This window comes from Providencia sp. NPDC089933 (genome assembly GCF_049545585.1).
GTDB classification, from domain to species: domain Bacteria; phylum Pseudomonadota; class Gammaproteobacteria; order Enterobacterales; family Enterobacteriaceae; genus Providencia; species Providencia huashanensis.
Window position 1 is genome coordinate 16902 of the sequence record NZ_JBMWDT010000014.1, and the last position, 16109, is coordinate 33010.

Annotated in this window: 20 protein-coding genes; 18 read left to right on the forward strand and 2 right to left on the reverse strand. The window is 41.6% G+C overall.

All coding sequences use genetic code 11. From position 1 onward, the window contains the following. The 6 genes from ACPEH5_RS17885 to ACPEH5_RS17910 all read left to right on the forward strand — a co-directional run bounded on the left by ACPEH5_RS17885 (position 1) and on the right by ACPEH5_RS17910 (position 5757). A complete protein-coding gene (locus tag ACPEH5_RS17885) occupies positions 1–297 on the forward strand; it encodes a DUF3850 domain-containing protein (RefSeq protein WP_423727110.1) in 297 nt (98 codons plus the stop codon). Continuing rightward, positions 290–1096, forward strand: a complete 807-nt coding sequence (locus ACPEH5_RS17890; protein ID WP_423727111.1) for a DNA adenine methylase — start codon at positions 290–292, stop codon at positions 1094–1096. The genes ACPEH5_RS17885 and ACPEH5_RS17890 overlap by 8 nt, the downstream gene beginning before the upstream one ends. A 3-nt stretch (positions 1097–1099) precedes the next feature. Beyond that, positions 1100–1423 (forward strand): DUF5405 family protein, encoded by a 324-nt coding sequence (locus ACPEH5_RS17895; RefSeq protein ID WP_112860296.1) that lies wholly within the window; start codon positions 1100–1102, stop codon positions 1421–1423. Further along, positions 1416–3818: a replication endonuclease gene (locus ACPEH5_RS17900; RefSeq protein WP_423727112.1), complete on the forward strand. Its 2403-nt coding sequence runs from the start codon at positions 1416–1418 to the stop codon at positions 3816–3818. Before ACPEH5_RS17895 ends, ACPEH5_RS17900 begins: the two co-directional genes overlap by 8 nt. A 201-nt stretch (positions 3819–4019) precedes the next feature. Next, positions 4020–4613 (forward strand): hypothetical protein, encoded by a 594-nt coding sequence (locus ACPEH5_RS17905; RefSeq protein WP_423727113.1) that lies wholly within the window; start codon positions 4020–4022, stop codon positions 4611–4613. 10 nt (positions 4614–4623) lie between these two features. Then, complete coding sequence (locus tag ACPEH5_RS17910) at positions 4624–5757, forward strand: helix-turn-helix domain-containing protein (protein WP_423727114.1); 1134 nt, start codon at positions 4624–4626, stop codon at positions 5755–5757. 382 nt (positions 5758–6139) lie between these two features. Here the strand turns inward: ACPEH5_RS17910 and ACPEH5_RS17915 are convergent, their stop codons facing one another. Together ACPEH5_RS17915 and ACPEH5_RS17920 are read right to left on the reverse strand one after the other, a co-directional pair. Continuing rightward, positions 6140–7171 (reverse strand): phage portal protein, encoded by a 1032-nt coding sequence (locus tag ACPEH5_RS17915; protein WP_423727115.1) that lies wholly within the window; start codon positions 7169–7171, stop codon positions 6140–6142. A 2-nt stretch (positions 7172–7173) separates the two neighbouring features. Then, positions 7174–8889, reverse strand: coding sequence for a terminase large subunit domain-containing protein (locus tag ACPEH5_RS17920; protein WP_423727133.1), 1716 nt, complete (start codon positions 8887–8889; stop codon positions 7174–7176). 150 nt (positions 8890–9039) lie between these two features. On the opposite strand from ACPEH5_RS17920, the gene ACPEH5_RS17925 reads away from it, so the two are divergent. The 12 genes from ACPEH5_RS17925 (at position 9040) to ACPEH5_RS17980 (ending at position 16106) form a co-directional block, all read left to right on the forward strand. After that, positions 9040–9888, forward strand: coding sequence for a GPO family capsid scaffolding protein (locus ACPEH5_RS17925; RefSeq protein WP_423727116.1), 849 nt, complete (start codon positions 9040–9042; stop codon positions 9886–9888). 29 nt (positions 9889–9917) lie between these two features. Continuing rightward, positions 9918–10970: a phage major capsid protein, P2 family gene (locus ACPEH5_RS17930; protein ID WP_154632858.1), complete on the forward strand. Its 1053-nt coding sequence runs from the start codon at positions 9918–9920 to the stop codon at positions 10968–10970. Positions 10971–11023: 53 nt separating this feature from the next. Continuing rightward, positions 11024–11821 (forward strand): phage terminase small subunit, encoded by a 798-nt coding sequence (gene gpM, locus ACPEH5_RS17935; protein ID WP_423727117.1) that lies wholly within the window; start codon positions 11024–11026, stop codon positions 11819–11821. Positions 11822–11914: 93 nt separating this feature from the next. Beyond that, positions 11915–12400, forward strand: coding sequence for a head completion/stabilization protein (locus ACPEH5_RS17940; RefSeq protein ID WP_154632856.1), 486 nt, complete (start codon positions 11915–11917; stop codon positions 12398–12400). After that, on the forward strand, positions 12400–12600 hold the full coding sequence (locus ACPEH5_RS17945) for a tail protein X (protein WP_423727118.1): 201 nt from the start codon (positions 12400–12402) through the stop codon (positions 12598–12600). The genes ACPEH5_RS17940 and ACPEH5_RS17945 overlap by 1 nt, the downstream gene beginning before the upstream one ends. A 2-nt stretch (positions 12601–12602) precedes the next feature. Beyond that, positions 12603–12884: a hypothetical protein gene (locus tag ACPEH5_RS17950; protein ID WP_112860283.1), complete on the forward strand. Its 282-nt coding sequence runs from the start codon at positions 12603–12605 to the stop codon at positions 12882–12884. Next, positions 12884–13429 carry a lysozyme gene (locus ACPEH5_RS17955; RefSeq protein ID WP_423727119.1) on the forward strand — a complete coding sequence of 182 codons (546 nt, stop codon included), beginning with the start codon at positions 12884–12886 and terminating at the stop codon, positions 13427–13429. The genes ACPEH5_RS17950 and ACPEH5_RS17955 overlap by 1 nt, the downstream gene beginning before the upstream one ends. Further along, positions 13419–13928 carry a lysis system i-spanin subunit Rz gene (locus ACPEH5_RS17960; protein ID WP_423727120.1) on the forward strand — a complete coding sequence of 170 codons (510 nt, stop codon included), beginning with the start codon at positions 13419–13421 and terminating at the stop codon, positions 13926–13928. The genes ACPEH5_RS17955 and ACPEH5_RS17960 overlap by 11 nt, the downstream gene beginning before the upstream one ends. Positions 13929–14079: 151 nt before the next feature. After that, positions 14080–14490, forward strand: coding sequence for a phage tail protein (locus ACPEH5_RS17965; protein WP_423727121.1), 411 nt, complete (start codon positions 14080–14082; stop codon positions 14488–14490). Between the two features lie 13 nt (positions 14491–14503). Beyond that, complete coding sequence (locus tag ACPEH5_RS17970) at positions 14504–15145, forward strand: phage virion morphogenesis protein (protein ID WP_423727122.1); 642 nt, start codon at positions 14504–14506, stop codon at positions 15143–15145. Beyond that, positions 15142–15771: a phage baseplate assembly protein V gene (locus ACPEH5_RS17975; protein WP_423727123.1), complete on the forward strand. Its 630-nt coding sequence runs from the start codon at positions 15142–15144 to the stop codon at positions 15769–15771. The genes ACPEH5_RS17970 and ACPEH5_RS17975 overlap by 4 nt, the downstream gene beginning before the upstream one ends. Then, complete coding sequence (locus ACPEH5_RS17980; RefSeq protein ID WP_181468853.1) at positions 15768–16106, forward strand: GPW/gp25 family protein; 339 nt, start codon at positions 15768–15770, stop codon at positions 16104–16106. The genes ACPEH5_RS17975 and ACPEH5_RS17980 overlap by 4 nt, the downstream gene beginning before the upstream one ends. The last annotated feature ends 3 nt before the right edge of the window (positions 16107–16109 follow it).

The window sequence follows — 16109 nt, forward strand, 5'->3', positions numbered from 1 at the left end:
GTGAAAAGAATACATGAGCTTAAGCTGGCACCTCGTTACTTTCGATTGGTTCAAGATGGTTTGAAAACAGCAGAATTTCGCCGTGCTGATAGAGATTTTCAGGTGGGTGACGAGTTGTTTTTACGTGAATTCAATTCAATCAATAAGCCATATGCCAGTTACACGGGTAATGCTATTTCATGCTTAATTACTGACATCACAAAGATTAACGATGTTTATCCTGAACTAAAGCCATTACCTGAATTTGTGATGATTTCTTTTTCAATTATTCGAATTGAGGATAATTTTCGTGGCTAAATCTAATAAAACCATTCTCAAGTGGGCAGGTTCTAAAGTTCGCATTATGGAGCAGCTACGCCCGCACTTGCCAAAAACTAAACGCTTAGTTGAACCGTTCGCCGGTTCATGTGCTGTGATGATGAATACTGACTATGAGCAGTATCATATTGCTGATATCAATGATGATTTGATTAATTTTCATCTGACAATGCAATCATTGCCAGATAATTTTATCTCAAATGCTGAATATTATTTTCAGACGTTCAACCAGAAACATAGCTATTACGATATAAGAGAAAAATTTAATACGACTAAAAAACACATGTCATTACAAGGAATGGCTGTAAATTTTTTATATTTAAATCGCCATTGTTATAACGGGCTTTGTCGGTACAGTGAAAAAACAGGTTTTAATGTTCCATTCGGTAATTACAAAAAACCATATTTTCCTAAAAAAGAAATAGGGCTATTTTTAGCAAAATCTCAGCAGGCAAGTTTTAAAGCACAAGCCTGGCAAGAAACTTTAAACCAAGTTGTTAGAGGGGATGGTATTTATTGCGATCCTCCATATCTCAATACATTTTCTCGCTATAACGCGATTGGATTTAGTGCGCAAGAACATGAAGATTTAGCCAAGTCATTAAGTATTTTTTGGACTGAATTGGATGTGCCTTCAACTATTTCTAACTCAATTGATGCGAAAGAAATGTATCTCGATATGGGATTTAAAGTTTATGAAATTACAGCTTCACGCGGCATTGCTGCAAAGGGCAGTAGAAAGCCAGTAACAGAAATTATTGCTGTTTTAGGGGGTTAAGTAATGATGCTTGATCCTATCGATGGTGTTTATATCAGTGGGACGCGCTTTGCTATTCAGCGTCATGTTGATACAGAAAATAATAAGATTATCTGGCGGTTGTTGTCATATAACCGTCGTACTCGTTGTTATAGCCTCGTTTGCTGTCATTCCGATCCGTGGATGCTGGCAATTGACTTAGTTTCTTATCATGTTCAAAACGTTAAAGGTAAAGGCATTAAAACGTTGGATGTTTACCGTGAAGCGGTAGATATCATTTCTCGTCGTTGTGAAACAGCAATCAATCTATTAAGACCTGAAACATTAGGTGGTGCACTTAATGTCTAAGGTATTCGATTTTTCTAAATTACCGCTGACTTATACTGCGGATATGGTATTTCCGTATCCGTGGAATAAGCCTGAGAAAGATAATTATTATAAATCTGACATCGAAAGACCGCTTACCCGTGAGCAAATTGTTCAGGGGCAAGCGATTTTAAGAGATATTGAAACATTACCGCGTGTTCTGCGCTATCGATACCAAAAGCACTACGATAATTTATTAAAAGAACATGGGATACGTAAAGCCTATGATTTTTTATATTACCGCTTTCATGAGCAGATATGGCAAAGATTGCTTGTCATTAATGCGCGCTATGAAATTGAAACCAAAGCATTATTGACAATATCAACTCGGTTATCACCGGATATTAGTCAATATAATCGGTTATTTGATTTGAATGACAAGTCGGTAAAAAAACTTGCTGAAATAGTTGCTGCAGGTTTCTTTAATTTATATGAAACCTACTGCGATAAGTTTACAGAGCAGAATAACGGCGATCGTGAAATTATCTATCAAGATGCAGTACAAACCGAAATCTACGGGCATTTGGCTGAATTGGTGCAGGGGTTACACGTTGCACCGCTTTATTATCAAGCTTATTGCCGAGTTTTGAAAAATCGTAAGAAAGGCAAAGGTAAACAAAATTTAGAGGTTCGCAAAGTTATTGCTGCGGTATCTCGCTTAGTGAATGTCGATTATTGGAACCGTAAGTTAAAAGCCCATCGTACTCAGTGGCTGGAAGCTTTAATGATTGCAAATATGGATGTTTGCCAAAATCGCAATCCTTACGCAAGTAAACAGGCTATTCGCGCAGTGCAAGCGCAGCGTTTGTCCAATATGCAATACCTACAAGGAATGGATATTCAGGATGTTGAAACCGGTGAACGCTTTGATCTCTTCGACAAAGTTATGGCGAGTGTTTCTAACCCTGAGATTCGACGCATGGAGCTTATGGCTCAAATGGCGGGTATTGAACGCGTAGCAAAAGAACGTGGTGACATTGGTATGTTTATCACCATGACTTGCCCATCAAAATATCACCCAACAAAGCTACGCAAGCGTAAAAAAGACGTGATCGCAGTGCTTAATAGCAAATGGAAAAATGAGGCATACACACCAAAGGACGGGCAACAGTATTTAGTTAAAGTTTGGTCGCGTATTCGGTCTGCATTTAATGACAATAACATTGATGTTTATGGTGTTCGTGTTGTTGAACCTCATCATGACGGTACTCCTCACTGGCATATGTTGTTATTTGTTGATAAAGCCAACCGTGCAAAAGCTATTGAGATTATGCGTAAACGCGCATTAAAAGAAGATGGTGACGAAGCTGGCGCACACAAATATCGTTTTGAATGTAAACACATGAATCGCGGCGGCGCCGTGGGCTACATTGCAAAATACATTGCTAAAAATATTGATGGTTATGCGCTCGATGGTGAGATAGACCACGAAACCGGCAAAGATTTAAAAAGCATGGCGGCTGCAGTTACTGCGTGGGCTTCAACTTGGCGCATACCACAATTTCAATTTTATAAACTCCCATCTAAAGGCGCTTATCGAGAGTGCCGTCGTTCTTGCCTGCGTGGTGTATCTATTGCTGATCAACTTGGCGAAGTAGCCGAGCGTGTTCGCGCGGCTGCAGATAGTGGTGATTTCTTTGAATATGTCATGTCACAAGGTGGTCCATGCATTCGTAGGCGTGAAGAAACAATACGTGTTGCTCGTGAGATCAGTGACGTAAATGTTTACGGGGAAGATGTTCACAAAGTTGTGGGTATTTATAACCAACTAAAATCTGCTTCTCCAGTCATCAAAACACGCGACAGAAAGTATCAAATCGTCAAGAAAAGCGCCGTTGACCTTGACCTTAATCTTTTAAGAAGCGACAGCGGAGCGCCTCGGAGTCCTGTCAATAACTGTAGATCGCGGATCACATCCAATCTATCAGATGTGCAATTTTACGAGCCTGAACAGGGTTCAGGCGAAGTATGTAACATAAAGGAATACGGTTTCGCGTTTATAGAAAAGGACGCTAATAACGCGGCAGGTTACGAAATTTCACAGGGTAATCAGCAAAGGCAGATATCAAAAATTGAATTAAGTGAGAGTGATAAAAAAATTCAGCCTGAAATAGTCACTTTTGCCAATGAGGTAGGTATCGATTTTGACATTCCACACGTTGAAACTATGTTCATTAAAGGTATGGGCGTTGGTGATGGTAACTATTATCTGAAATTAGACGGGAAACGACTGAGGTTAGAGTTAAACGATGATGGAAAAGAGCAACGAAAACAAGAAATAGCAGCACAAAATGAGGCTAGAAGTCAGAAGTATAAACAACGGTGCGCTGATGCATTGGCGAGAATCACAAAGTTAAGGACAAAAAATGCTAACTAAGTATCTAGTATTCATCAGTCTTTGGTGTGTTTTAGTTTTATGCGTAGGTTTATTGCTTTGAAATTCAATGTATAAAAATATGCGAAATAAGGAGCGGTTAAAAAACAGAAAAATGTGAATTCCTCTAGGTTGACAAACTATAGAATTTGCACCATTATTCAGGTTGACAAACTTTATTTTTTGCACCATTAAGGGCGTGATATGGCTGAATACAAGGCACCGTGGGACTTTTACCCTGAATTAACAGAAGAGCGTTTAAGTATTATTGCAGAAGAGTTGTTACGTGTGTTGGATCATACGTATGAACAGTTATCAACACCATTAGATGATAATTACACAAAAGGAACTTGTACTTTTGGTCGCCAAAGACAGCTTTTGATCAAGTTATGTATGAGCGATAAGTATGATTGGCTATCATTAACAAACCCAGGGATGGATGTTACTTTTAATATCGAAAACATACCTGTTCGCTTTTTTTCTGATGACCCAGAGCAACCGAAAAAACAAGGTTACTTTCGTCGGAATCAGGTGGATCAATTGTGGGAACCAGAGCAAAATATTCCAATAGTTCACAGGTTTGTTATTGAGAAACCAGAATTCGAAGGTGAAGGCGCTAGAGTGCATTTTCTTGGTTATAATGCGCTAGAGGAACAAATATCGAAATGGACTTATGGTGAAGGTCGAGTACCAGTATTACATTCTACAGATAATACTCCACCAACGCCTGTGACTATTGAACTTGATCCTATCAGTGCATCCTTGCCTGATGAAACCAAAAAACAGATAAAGAAATAGTAGGTGAAACGTGTTTAACGGCTCTAATTTGCGATTGGCTCGTCTGTATCACGAGTTATCACTGGAACAAGTTGCTGAGCGGGTTGGTAAAACCCGCCAATATATTCAGCGCTTGGAATCAGGTTATGCATTACCAACAAAAGAGCTTACTAATGAATTAGCATGTGTTTTATTTGTATTACCTGATTTTTTTTATGATAACGAGCCGTCTCCAGTCAATGAAGAAATAGTTCATTTCAGAAAAAGAAGTGCTACAAGAGTTGCGACTAAACTAGCAACTTTGGCAAAAGCTGAGTTATACCGACGTTTAATTGATGTTTTTGAGGAGAATTTAAACTTACCTCCAGTAAAATTCCCTGAAATTAAGGTATTAACTCAGGAAGATATTGAAAAAGCAGCTGAAAAATGCCGAATTGATTGGGGATTAGGTTTCGGTCCTATTGATAATATGACAAGGCTTGCGGAAAAGCTTGGGGCATTTGTAACTTCTTTTGATTCAGTATCTGATGACGTAGATGCCTTATCTGTACCTTTAGAGCGTCCTTTTATTGTAAGGAATACGGCTAAAAAATCACCATGTAGGCAACGATTTGATATCGCTCATGAAGTTGGACATTTGATTTTTCATGGTGGTATATCAACAGGGGATAGGATAACGGAATCGCAAGCTAATAGGTTTGCTTCAGCTCTTTTGTTACCTAGATCAGCAATGGCAAAATATTTTCCTAAACCTATTGGTGGTAGAATCGATTGGAAAGGGCTAAGTCAATTCAAATTAACGTGGAAGGTTAGTAAAGCTGCGATAATTTATCGTGCTCATCAGTTGTCATTATTGACTGATACACAATATAAAACCGCATTCTTTGGACTAAAGCGTAAAGGAGAAGCTATTGACGAAAAAGAAGATTGTTTAATTCCACATGAAAAACCAGAGCTTTTTTATAACGCAATGGATGTTTTATTAAATGATGTATATTCAGATATAGAGTCTTTATCTAAGCGTCTTAATATTTTACCAGAAATGTTAAGGGAGCTTATCAATGAAAAGTATTCAGAAAAAAATTTATTCAAGTCACAATCAAAATCAAATCTTAATCATGACAATGTTGTTTCATTGTCTTCATATAGATTAGCTTGTAGCTGAATTAGATTCTGTTTTTAAACCGCCATAATGGCGGTTTTTTATTGTCTAAAATTAGGTCACAATTTTGCATTAAATCGCACAAATTTAACGTTAACTGATTTATTACTCAGTGCCTGTACTGGTGCGGGTTTTGGTGATCGGCATAACTGCACAAAAAAGCACACCTTTTGCGTGCGGGCGAGGCGGGGGAGCAATCGCGCGCAATGGGTTGTAGGTGGGGTTGTTTTTTCGCACGTTTGAGGCATAAAAAAAGGCGCATTTCGCGCCTGTATGGGGTAGGTTGAAGCGTTTTAAATTAAAACGAGGCTAGCTATAGGTAATAATTGAAAGCTATGTGATAGCGTGCAGCTTGATACAGAGGATAAGTATTTTTATTCCGTCATCACTTGCTACCCAGGGCATCTAACAAAGCGTATGTATTGAAGCGTACAACTTCTTCACCTAACCACTCATTGATTGATTTTAAACTTTCAATGATTGGGGATAATTCATTGATAGAAAAGACTTTAGCGGCTTTTTCTATATCACCAAAGTTACTTGAACCACTTGGCACGATACCCATGAGTTGTGGCGGTACGCGATGCATGGCGAGTAAATCATCGCGTGTTGTATCTTTCACGCTCATGAATTCATCTTTTGCCGCTATTTGGCTGAACGGTAGTATTTGAATCCCGTCTTTCTTTCCTCCTGCCGCATAAACAAATAGGTTTTTAAATGCCCCGCCTTGTCGTGATTTCTGTAACGATTCTTTTAAGTCATTGACGCCATTGGGATCGGCTAGGGTGTCATTGAGATAAACAATCACACCGGCGTGTGAACCGTTTTCATAATAGTTAACACGAAAGGTTGTCGCTGAACGGTTGAGTGTAGCTGAGATTAAACCGGCAAGATATTCAGGCAGTCCGTACACTTCCTGGTTAATGTCGGGATTGATTAAGTGAAAGACATTACCGCGTTTAAATTCGTGAGCGTCACGAAAGTTTTGGACGAAAAAATAGTTATCCAGATCAACACCACGGCGAGTATATTTCGCTGGTGAGCGCTTAAGCTGCAGTAAACCGCCAAGGCGATTAACTCGTTTCTCAAAATACGCATTTCCAAACACCAAGTAATCAAGAACATAGGCGCTCATTTCTTTATAAGTCAGTGCCTTATGCGGAATAAAGCAACTCATGATCACATTACGTTTAAAAAACAAAGGTGATTGGTGGTGCACTGCAGAATGGAATGCGCGAGCAATACCATAAAAATCAAGCGGTGTTTCGTACCATCTGCCGTTTTTGGCGCACTCCATACAATCAAGCAGATCATAGGCGCCCATAATGGGAACAGGGTTATCAAAGGTAAACGCTGCACATTGATTTTCAGGGGGTAAGTTTGTTGTATTCGTTACAACGGGTAATTCAGTTTCCATTATTAAAACTCCGATATGCAGGAACCTTCGTTCACTGTTTCGCTGCCAATTGGCTCGCCATATAAAACATTCATGATTGACCAGGCAATATCGCCGTGATCAACACCGCGTGTTCTCTCTGACACATAAGTCACAATACCGCCAGGTGTGATCACTTTTTTAATTGTCATAAATGATGATGGTATGTGTTGTGCGCCGGCATCATATTCAAGACGACCGTTACGAATTAACATTTGTGTTTTAAGCACCATCAAACGTTTAACCGGCGCGGAGTAACCAATCATGGTTGCTGCAGGGTAGAATTTTTTAACTAACTCATAGACGGCTTCACCCGTACCGCCGGTTCCGTCAATCGTGATCCCGATAACGTTATAACGCAGAGTTAATTTTTTGATTTCTTCGGCTTGTTTTTCAAATGCCATACCACGAAAACGTAATGCTTCAACGACTCGCCATTTACCGCCAGGAACAGCAGGCGGGGAAAGAACGGCAATACCTAAGCCGTCACCATTACCGCCGGTGCCAGTTGGGTCAGCACCGATATGCACTGGTTTATTACCTAGCGGACGGTTGGTATAAGGTTTCCAATCCGACCAAACATCTCGGTTATAGCCGTCAACACCACGAGCGATGAGGGCGTTGTAATCAAACGCGCGTTCACCGGCTTTAACAAACTGACAGTTGTATAAGTTTTCAAAATCATCAGGCGTGTTTTCACTTTCAATTTCTTCTAGGGAAACGAGGTCAAAACCAGAGTTAAGTGCATCATGAATAGTGACGATTTGCCGCCAGATGTTATCACCGCCTAATTGCCCGTTTTTTAATGCCTTATGGCTGGTATCAATGAGAATTTTTTTGCTTTCCGCCCGTGCATTATTGAAAAAATCCCCCGTCCAGAATGGATAGGCTTCATGTTCTTCTGATGATGGAGTCGAAAAGTAAGTGCGGCGCAAACCAATTTGCGTTGCCATTGCCGCGGCAACTTTACGTAATTCCATAAAATTAGCCGTCCAAAAGAACTCATCAAAATGAAGATCACCTGTATATGACTGTGCGGTAGCTGCTGATGTACCAAGGAAAAACAGCGTAGCACCGTTGGCTAAAATAATTTTGTCACCGCCTTTTAATTCAACACCGACAAGCCTCGCAAGTGCTTGGATAAACACTTTAAATTGCAATGCCTGGGCACGACTTGCTGATAAGAATATTTGGTTATTGCCAGTTTCCAACGCATGAATTAATGCTTCCCTGGCAAAATACCAAGTCGCCCCGATTTGCCGCGACTTTAAAATCATCCGGTTACGCCGGTGTTTCTGCTTGTACCATTTCTTTTGATGCTCATAGAGCGAATCAAGCACGAGTTCGCGCAGTTGGTCTATTTGCTCATCGGTGAAATGGTTTTTAGGTGTTTTTGGTTTGTTTTCTTTTTCGTGGTGTTCATTCGATTTATTAAAGCGTTCGAGTTGACGACCTAAAAAATCAATGACTTTAAAGTCATGGGCGGTCAAATTCTCTTTAGACATTAAACGCAATATACGAACATGGGTTTCACCACTAAGGCGTTGCATCACCTCGGTTTCATCCCATTTATCCCGCCGGCGCCAAGAATAAATAGTGTTAGCGCTCACATTTAAGTGAGCGGCAATTTGTGAAATGCTGTAAGCCTGCCAATAGAGGCTTTTCGCTTCCTGTCTCGGATCGCGTTGAGAATCTGTCATCATGTGTCAACTTTCCCACATCGCGCGCGTAGTCCTCCACGGTTTTAACTTGTCACATCGACATAACAAGGCAAAGGTTTTGAATCGGAAACAAGCACTTGCGAAGATATAAGCACACAGAATTGTCGCTATCTTCGGAGTGAAAACCCAATGTCAAAGGACAATAAAACACTACAAGCCATCGTCTGTACCGAGGGTGGAACGCTGAACGGTTTTGCTGTAACGCGTGACCAAATCCAACAGATGGCGGACAACTACAGCCCACAGCTGTATGCAGCCCGTTTAAACCTTGAACACATCACTAGCCTTTTTCCTGATAGCCAATGGCGCCATTTTTCAATGGTGGATTCCGTTCGTGCGATTGAATTGGAAGATGGTCCATTAAAGGGAAAGTTAGCCTTAGAAATTACCGCCACCATTGATCCCGTAAAAGACGCAGGATTATTAGCGCTTAATCAAAGTGGTCAAAAAATTTTTTCGAGTATCGAATTTTTACCAGATTGCCCGAATGATGCCGCAAAAGGGGCTTATCTGACCGGTGTTGCGTTAACAGACACACCGGCGGCATTTGGTACGCAAGTTATCAAACTGAGTAATCGCGAACGTGGATTACCAGATGATGCAAACAATACGTATACGGCATCACTGGAAACTGTTGTGAAACTGACGGCTGCAGCGGTGAAAGATAAGAATGATAAACAGTCATTATCAGAGCAATTCTTGGATGGACTGAAGAAAATATTAGGCATGCAGCGTGATACGGCATCACAAGAAATTTCCGCGCTAAGAGAGGGGATTAACCTCACGGCAACAACGTGTGCTAACGCGTTAAAAGAAGTGGAAGCGCTCAAAGCGAAAAATGAAGCTCAAGCGGGTGATATCAGCAAGCTTACGCAAGAGCTTGAAGCGCTGAAAACGCAGCTGAGTAATTCTGATGCAGGCGGTGAACAACGCCAACTTTCCACCGGTAACGGCGGGTTTGTTCAGTCTGAGTATTAATTAAACCCGATTATTAAGGAATGACCAACATGTCATACACACCAGAAGTACAAAAGGCGTATTTATCTTACTTAGATAATCAAGCGCGCTTAAATCACACCGTCCGTACCGGTGACAGTCTGCAATTTTCGGTTGATCCGTCAGTGCAGCAAAAAATTGAAAAGGCTGTGATGGAGAATCACCCATTTCTAAAAGAAATTAACTCGTTTGGTGTTACCGAGCAAAAAGGCGAAACGATTTTAATCTCAGTGAACAAGCCTATTGCGGGTCGTAATACCTCAACGACAGAACGCCGTGAGCCGCAAGCGGTGCATGACTTGGCTGCAAATCGATATTCATGTGAGCAAACCAACTTTGACACCATGATTTCTTATACGCAGTTAGATGCCTGGGCAGGTCATCCTGAGTTTCAGAATTTGATTAACCAGCAAATTTTACAGCGTGAAGCTTTAGACCGTTTGATGATTGGTTTTAACGGTGAGAAATGCGAGTTGAAATCCAACCGTGAAACCTACCCATTGTTACAAGATGTCAATATCGGTTGGCTGCAATTAATGCGTGAACGCGCTCCGCAGCGTGTGATGAAGGGAGTCACACTAACATCGCGTGATGAAGATGGGAAAATCATTAAAAAAGGATTGTATGCCAACATTGACGCGCTCGTGATGGATGCTGTGGGTAGCTTACTTGATCCGTGGCATCAACAGGCTGCGGGTCTAGTTGCCATTGTTGGTCGCAAATTGGTCACACAGAAAAACTTCAAGGTTATCAACCAGCACAGCCAGCAAAATCCCAATATGGAACTGCTCGCCGGTAATGAATTGTTAAAACTAAGTGCTTTAGGTGGCATTCCTACGGTTCAGGTGCCTTATATGCCTGATGGTGCCGTGTTTATTACCACAATGAAAAATCTGTCACTGTACTGGCAGAAAGGCAAATTAACCCGCTTTATCAAAAATGAACCGGAATATAACCGCATCGCGACTTATGCACAAAGTAATGATGGTTATGCCGTGGAAGATTACGGTTTAGGTTGCCTGATTGAAGGCATTACCTTTGCTAGTGCAGAGAGCGGAGAGTAACAGTAAAACCACCGGTGTCATTGTGGCACCGGTATTTTCACGGGGAACATGCAATGGAACAACTCACACCGGCGCAAAAACATTGGCGTCAAGTTATGGCAGAACGCCGAGGCGATGAACAAACAACCGAAAATATGACGGCATACGAGCAAATTTTACACCGTTTGCGTCATGACCAAACCCGACTTAGCCATATTCAAGGTACGGAATTTAAGGTTGATTACAAAAAAACAATACTTGAACAGTATGAACCTTGGATTGACGGTGTGTTATCTGCCAATACCGGTCAATCAGATGAAGTCTTTACAACCATTTTGGTCTGGCAAATTGATTGTGAAAATTATGATCGTGCGCTTGATATGGCTGATTACGTTCTCGCTTATAACTTGCCATTACCGGAACGTTATAACCGTACACCGGCAACAATGGTGATTGATGAGATCTGTGATAAAGCACTGACATTATTTGCAGCCGGCGTTGATAAGAAAAAATTAATTCCTATCAATGTATTAGAACGTTTAAACGACCTGACTAAATCATACGATGTGCCTAATGAAGTTCGCGCAAAACTCTATAAATCATTGGCTTATACATTGCGTTTAAATGATGACTTAAACAACAAGGCGCGAGCCGTTGAGCTGATGCAAAGCGCATTGTTACTGCATGAAAAAGTGGGTGTTAAGCGTGATATTGAACTACTGCAGCGGGAAATTAAAAAAGCCACAGTAAAACAAGACGAAACACCACCGCTAGAGCCTACAAGTTCAGAAAAACCAGAGCCTAAAAAGGCGGCGGCGAAGAAAACCACCACGAAAAAGACAACAACGACACGGAAAAAAGCCGCGTCTTAACCTAATGCACCCCCGTGTGCCACGGCGGCACGATGAAACAGGGTAAATAACGTTGTTTCATCGTCCACCGCCGTTTTTTATTGAGGTGACCAAATGAACGGGCTAGTTGCGAAGAAAACCATTGCGCCAACAGATGAAACCATTGATATCAATGACCAGGGCGAAACCGTAAAAACCATCCCTTTTTACCCTGAGATTAAGCTTTCGGATCTCCGGTGGGCGATGCGCATTAATGGAACCGTAACGACAGCCAGGCTAAAACATGCCACAACGAATTCGGTTATCTACGTCAATGACTTATTACATTCATGGCAAAGTAAGCAAGTGGTTGATGCATTGGAAAAAATACCATCACCGCCAGTGAATAATGAAACCAAACATACCTTTTTATACCGCCATGCGGTGTATAGCTATACCAAAGCGTATTTGATTGAAAACTATCGTGATATCGACACGACTCGCGATGGAGAAAAACACGCTGAGGCATTGAGCACTCAAATCGATGATTTAAAGCGAGATGTACAAAATGCTATCCGCGACTTGACCGGCGAGAAGCGAATGATTGCGGAGTTAGCGTAATGAAAATTCAGGCACATCAAGGCGATACCGTTGATTTATTGTGTTTTCGTTATTACGGGAGAACACAAGGTGTTGTTGAACAGGTTTTAGAAACTAATCCCAACTTGTGCCTGACAACCGAATTAAACGCCGGTCAATGGGTTGATATGCCGGATATTACCGAGCCTAAACAGAAAGACATTATTCAATTGTGGGATTAGGGATGGACGAATTTTACAGCGAACTTCACAGCAAACTGACTTACTTTTTTGCCACCGTTGGCGCGTTCTTTTCTGGTTTCACACTTTATGAAGTTGGCTTTCTATTTGGGCTTATTGTCAGTGTTGTATTGGGGATTTTGAACTATTTGCTTAATCGCCGTTCGCAGCAAAAACGGACGGAAATATGGGCTGATTATGTGGACACCTTAAAAAAACAGAGTGAATTAGGTGATTCGACAGAATCGGTTAAAGACTTTATCACCGCACCTAAACAGGACTTGTGATGCAACAGAATCAATTGAATTTATTCAGCAAAGCAATGATAGGTTTGTTATTAGGTGGCGCCGGTGCAACCGCTATCCTTGACCAATTTCTTGATGAAAAAGAAGGGAATTTACTGACTTCTTATCAAGATGCCGGCGGTGTTTGGACAATCTGCAGAGGTGTGACACAGATTGACGGCAAGCCAGTAAAAAAAGGTATGACACTGACCGATGAGCAGTGCGCTAAGGTTAACCGCATTGAAGCGGAAAAAGCCGTTAACTGGGTACTGCGTAATGTCAAAGTACCGTTAACCGACGCCCAAGTCACCGGTATTGCCAGCTTCTGCCCCTACAATATTGGTCCTAATAAATGTTTCACATCAACATTTTATAAAAAGCTGAATAGTGGCGATAAAAAAGGTGCCTGCCAAGAAATTAAGCGTTGGATTTTTGATGGTGGCAAAGATTGCCGTCAAACAAAAGGTAAGAAAGACGGCTGTTATGGGCAAGTGCAACGGCGAGATCAAGAGTCAGCGCTAGCGTGTTGGGGGCTTGATGATGAATAAAAGTGCTGTTTCCGTTTATCTCATTATCGGGTTGTCGTTATTGGTCGTTATGGGTAAGTGGCATTACGACAAAAAAATTGCGCTGCAAACGGTGATGCATGAAACGACCATTTCCGCGATAGCACTTGAAGCGAAATTGCACAGTGACTCAGTGATTGAGCGTATGAAATCAGCGCAACGTACTGCGGCTGAATTAGATGCTGAACATTCAGGAAAACTTAAAAATGCACTTGATGAAAATGATCGTCTTCGTCGCTCCCTGGCTAATGGTGATAAGCGGTTGCGGTTCGCCAAAGCCGACCTTGCTACCTGTGAGTTGTCAGCAAGTCGAAATACCAGCAGCGCCAGCGTGGGCAATGGAGCCGAAATCCGATTCTCTGCAGAAGCTGGACAGCTTATTCACGATATCCGAGACGGAATTATCAGTGACCAAATAAAATTGGATTATTGGCAAGATAGAGCGGTAAAGCTTGAAAAACAATGCAGGTTAGCGCCATGAAAAAGGCATTTTGTTTAATCGCAATTGTTTTGTATCTGTGTGTTTTTTGGGGATTTAGTTTTTATATCTCAATAGATAACAGTTGCAAAGTGGATAAAACCAGTCTTGAAAAACGCTGTGTTCGTGCCATTGAGCATTACCGGGGGCAATGATGTTAAAGCCGAAATTATTAAGAGAGTTTATTGCGGATAGTGATCCGTTTTTTCAGCAAAGCGCGGAGGCACTTGAAGTCTATGTGACTGAGGGGCAAGTCATTGCAACTGGAACGGCGAGTAATTCATTTTTATATCGCTACAAACTGAATGTACTAGCAATGGATTACCCCAATCCGCTCGATAATTTAACGCTGCCAGTGATGAAGTGGGTGCGTGACCAGCAACCAGATTTGATATTCAACCCAGATAAACGCGAAGCCGGTATTCGTTTTGATGCGGATATTTTAGATAACGACACCGCCGATATTTTGATTGTTTTACAAGTGACTGAGCGCGTCACCGTTGATAGTTCTAGCGGTAAAGATGTGATCACACATCTACCCGAACCTAAATTTCAGCCTAAATAAAGTGGGGTAAATCGTGAGTAATGAAAATTCACTGTTTGCACAGTTAGATGATGAATTGTCACGGTTGCTTTCAACAACAAGCCCCGCTTATCGTCGCCGGTTATCTGCCAGATTGGCAAAAGCGATTAGAACAGACCAACAAAAACGTATTCGTAGCCAGAAAAACTCGGATGGATCAGCCTACCAGGCACGAAAAACAAAAGTGCTTCGCTCAAAACAAAGCGTTGAATTTCTTTATAAAGGTGAGGTTCGCCGGTTACGTAGTTGGCGAAGTACGAAAGGGCGCAATGGTCGAATGATCACAGGATTTGATGAGGAGCGCGGTGCGTTAAGGTCATTTTACCGTAGTGATATTGATAAATTTTTAGCCATCAATTTATCGGAAACCCGTCGAAGCACTAAGCGCCCCGATCCTATGTTTCAGCGACTTAGAACAGCTAAATTTTTACGGATGCAATCAACATCAGATGCTGCCGTTGTAGGATTTCAAGGGCGGGCTGCAGCGATTGCAAGACAGCACCAATATGGACTTAACGGAACGATTAACGAACTGGCAAAAACGCAGTACCCACAACGTGAGTTATTAGGCTTATCGCCTAATGAGCGAATCGGATTATTGGAAATTATTTACCAGGATTTAATGAGTGCAAAATGAGTATTACTGAGCTTGAGCGCCTAATTTCTAATATTTTGCGAGTTGGTATCGTTACTGAAATCGACTTAAAGGGAAAAGTTTGTCGTGTAAAAACGGGCGAAAACCTCACTGACTGGATTAAGTGGGGGGTTGACCGCGCTGGCGCGGGTCGCTCTTGGTGGGCGCCAAGTGTGGGTGAGCAAGTATTAATCGGCGCTATTGGTGGCGAATTGACTACCGCGTTTATTTTGTGCTCGTTGTATAGCTTTGATCATGATGCACCAAGTCATTCAGCAGAGGCGATGCATAAGACGTTTAGTGATGGTGCTGTGATTGAGTACGAACCAAAAACGGGGCAATTATCTGTGACCGGTATTAAAAAAGCCGTGATTAATGCCAGTGCTGAAATCGATGCAACGGCGCCAACAGTCACGGTTAATGCTAGTAGTCAAATTAATTTCAATACGCCAAAAGTTGTGTGCTCAGACAATCTGACGTGTGCCACGTTGAATGTTGAAAAAGGCGGTGAAATGACCGGTAACTTTAATCATAAAAACGGCAGCATTAAATCGAATGGCATCACTTTGCATACTCATAAACATGGTGGTGTCGAGCGAGGTGGTAGTCAAACGGATGGTCCTCAATGATGTATAGCGGATTTGACAGAAATACAGGGCGACAAATTAATGATGATGCGCACATTTGCCAAAGCATTAATGACATTCTCATCACGCCGATTGGTTCGCGAGTGATGCGCCGTGAATATGGTTCACTATTGATGGAATTGATTGACCAAGCGGATAACAAGCCATTGCGTTTAAAAATAATGAGTGCCTGTTATATGGCGTTATTACGTTGGGAACCTCGTATCAGTTTGCAAAAAATTGAAGTGAAACAAAATGATGAGGGGATTACAACGCTTTATCTGCAGTGTATGAAAAATGACGGTCAACCTTTAACAACAATGATCCCTGTGAGGTAAATC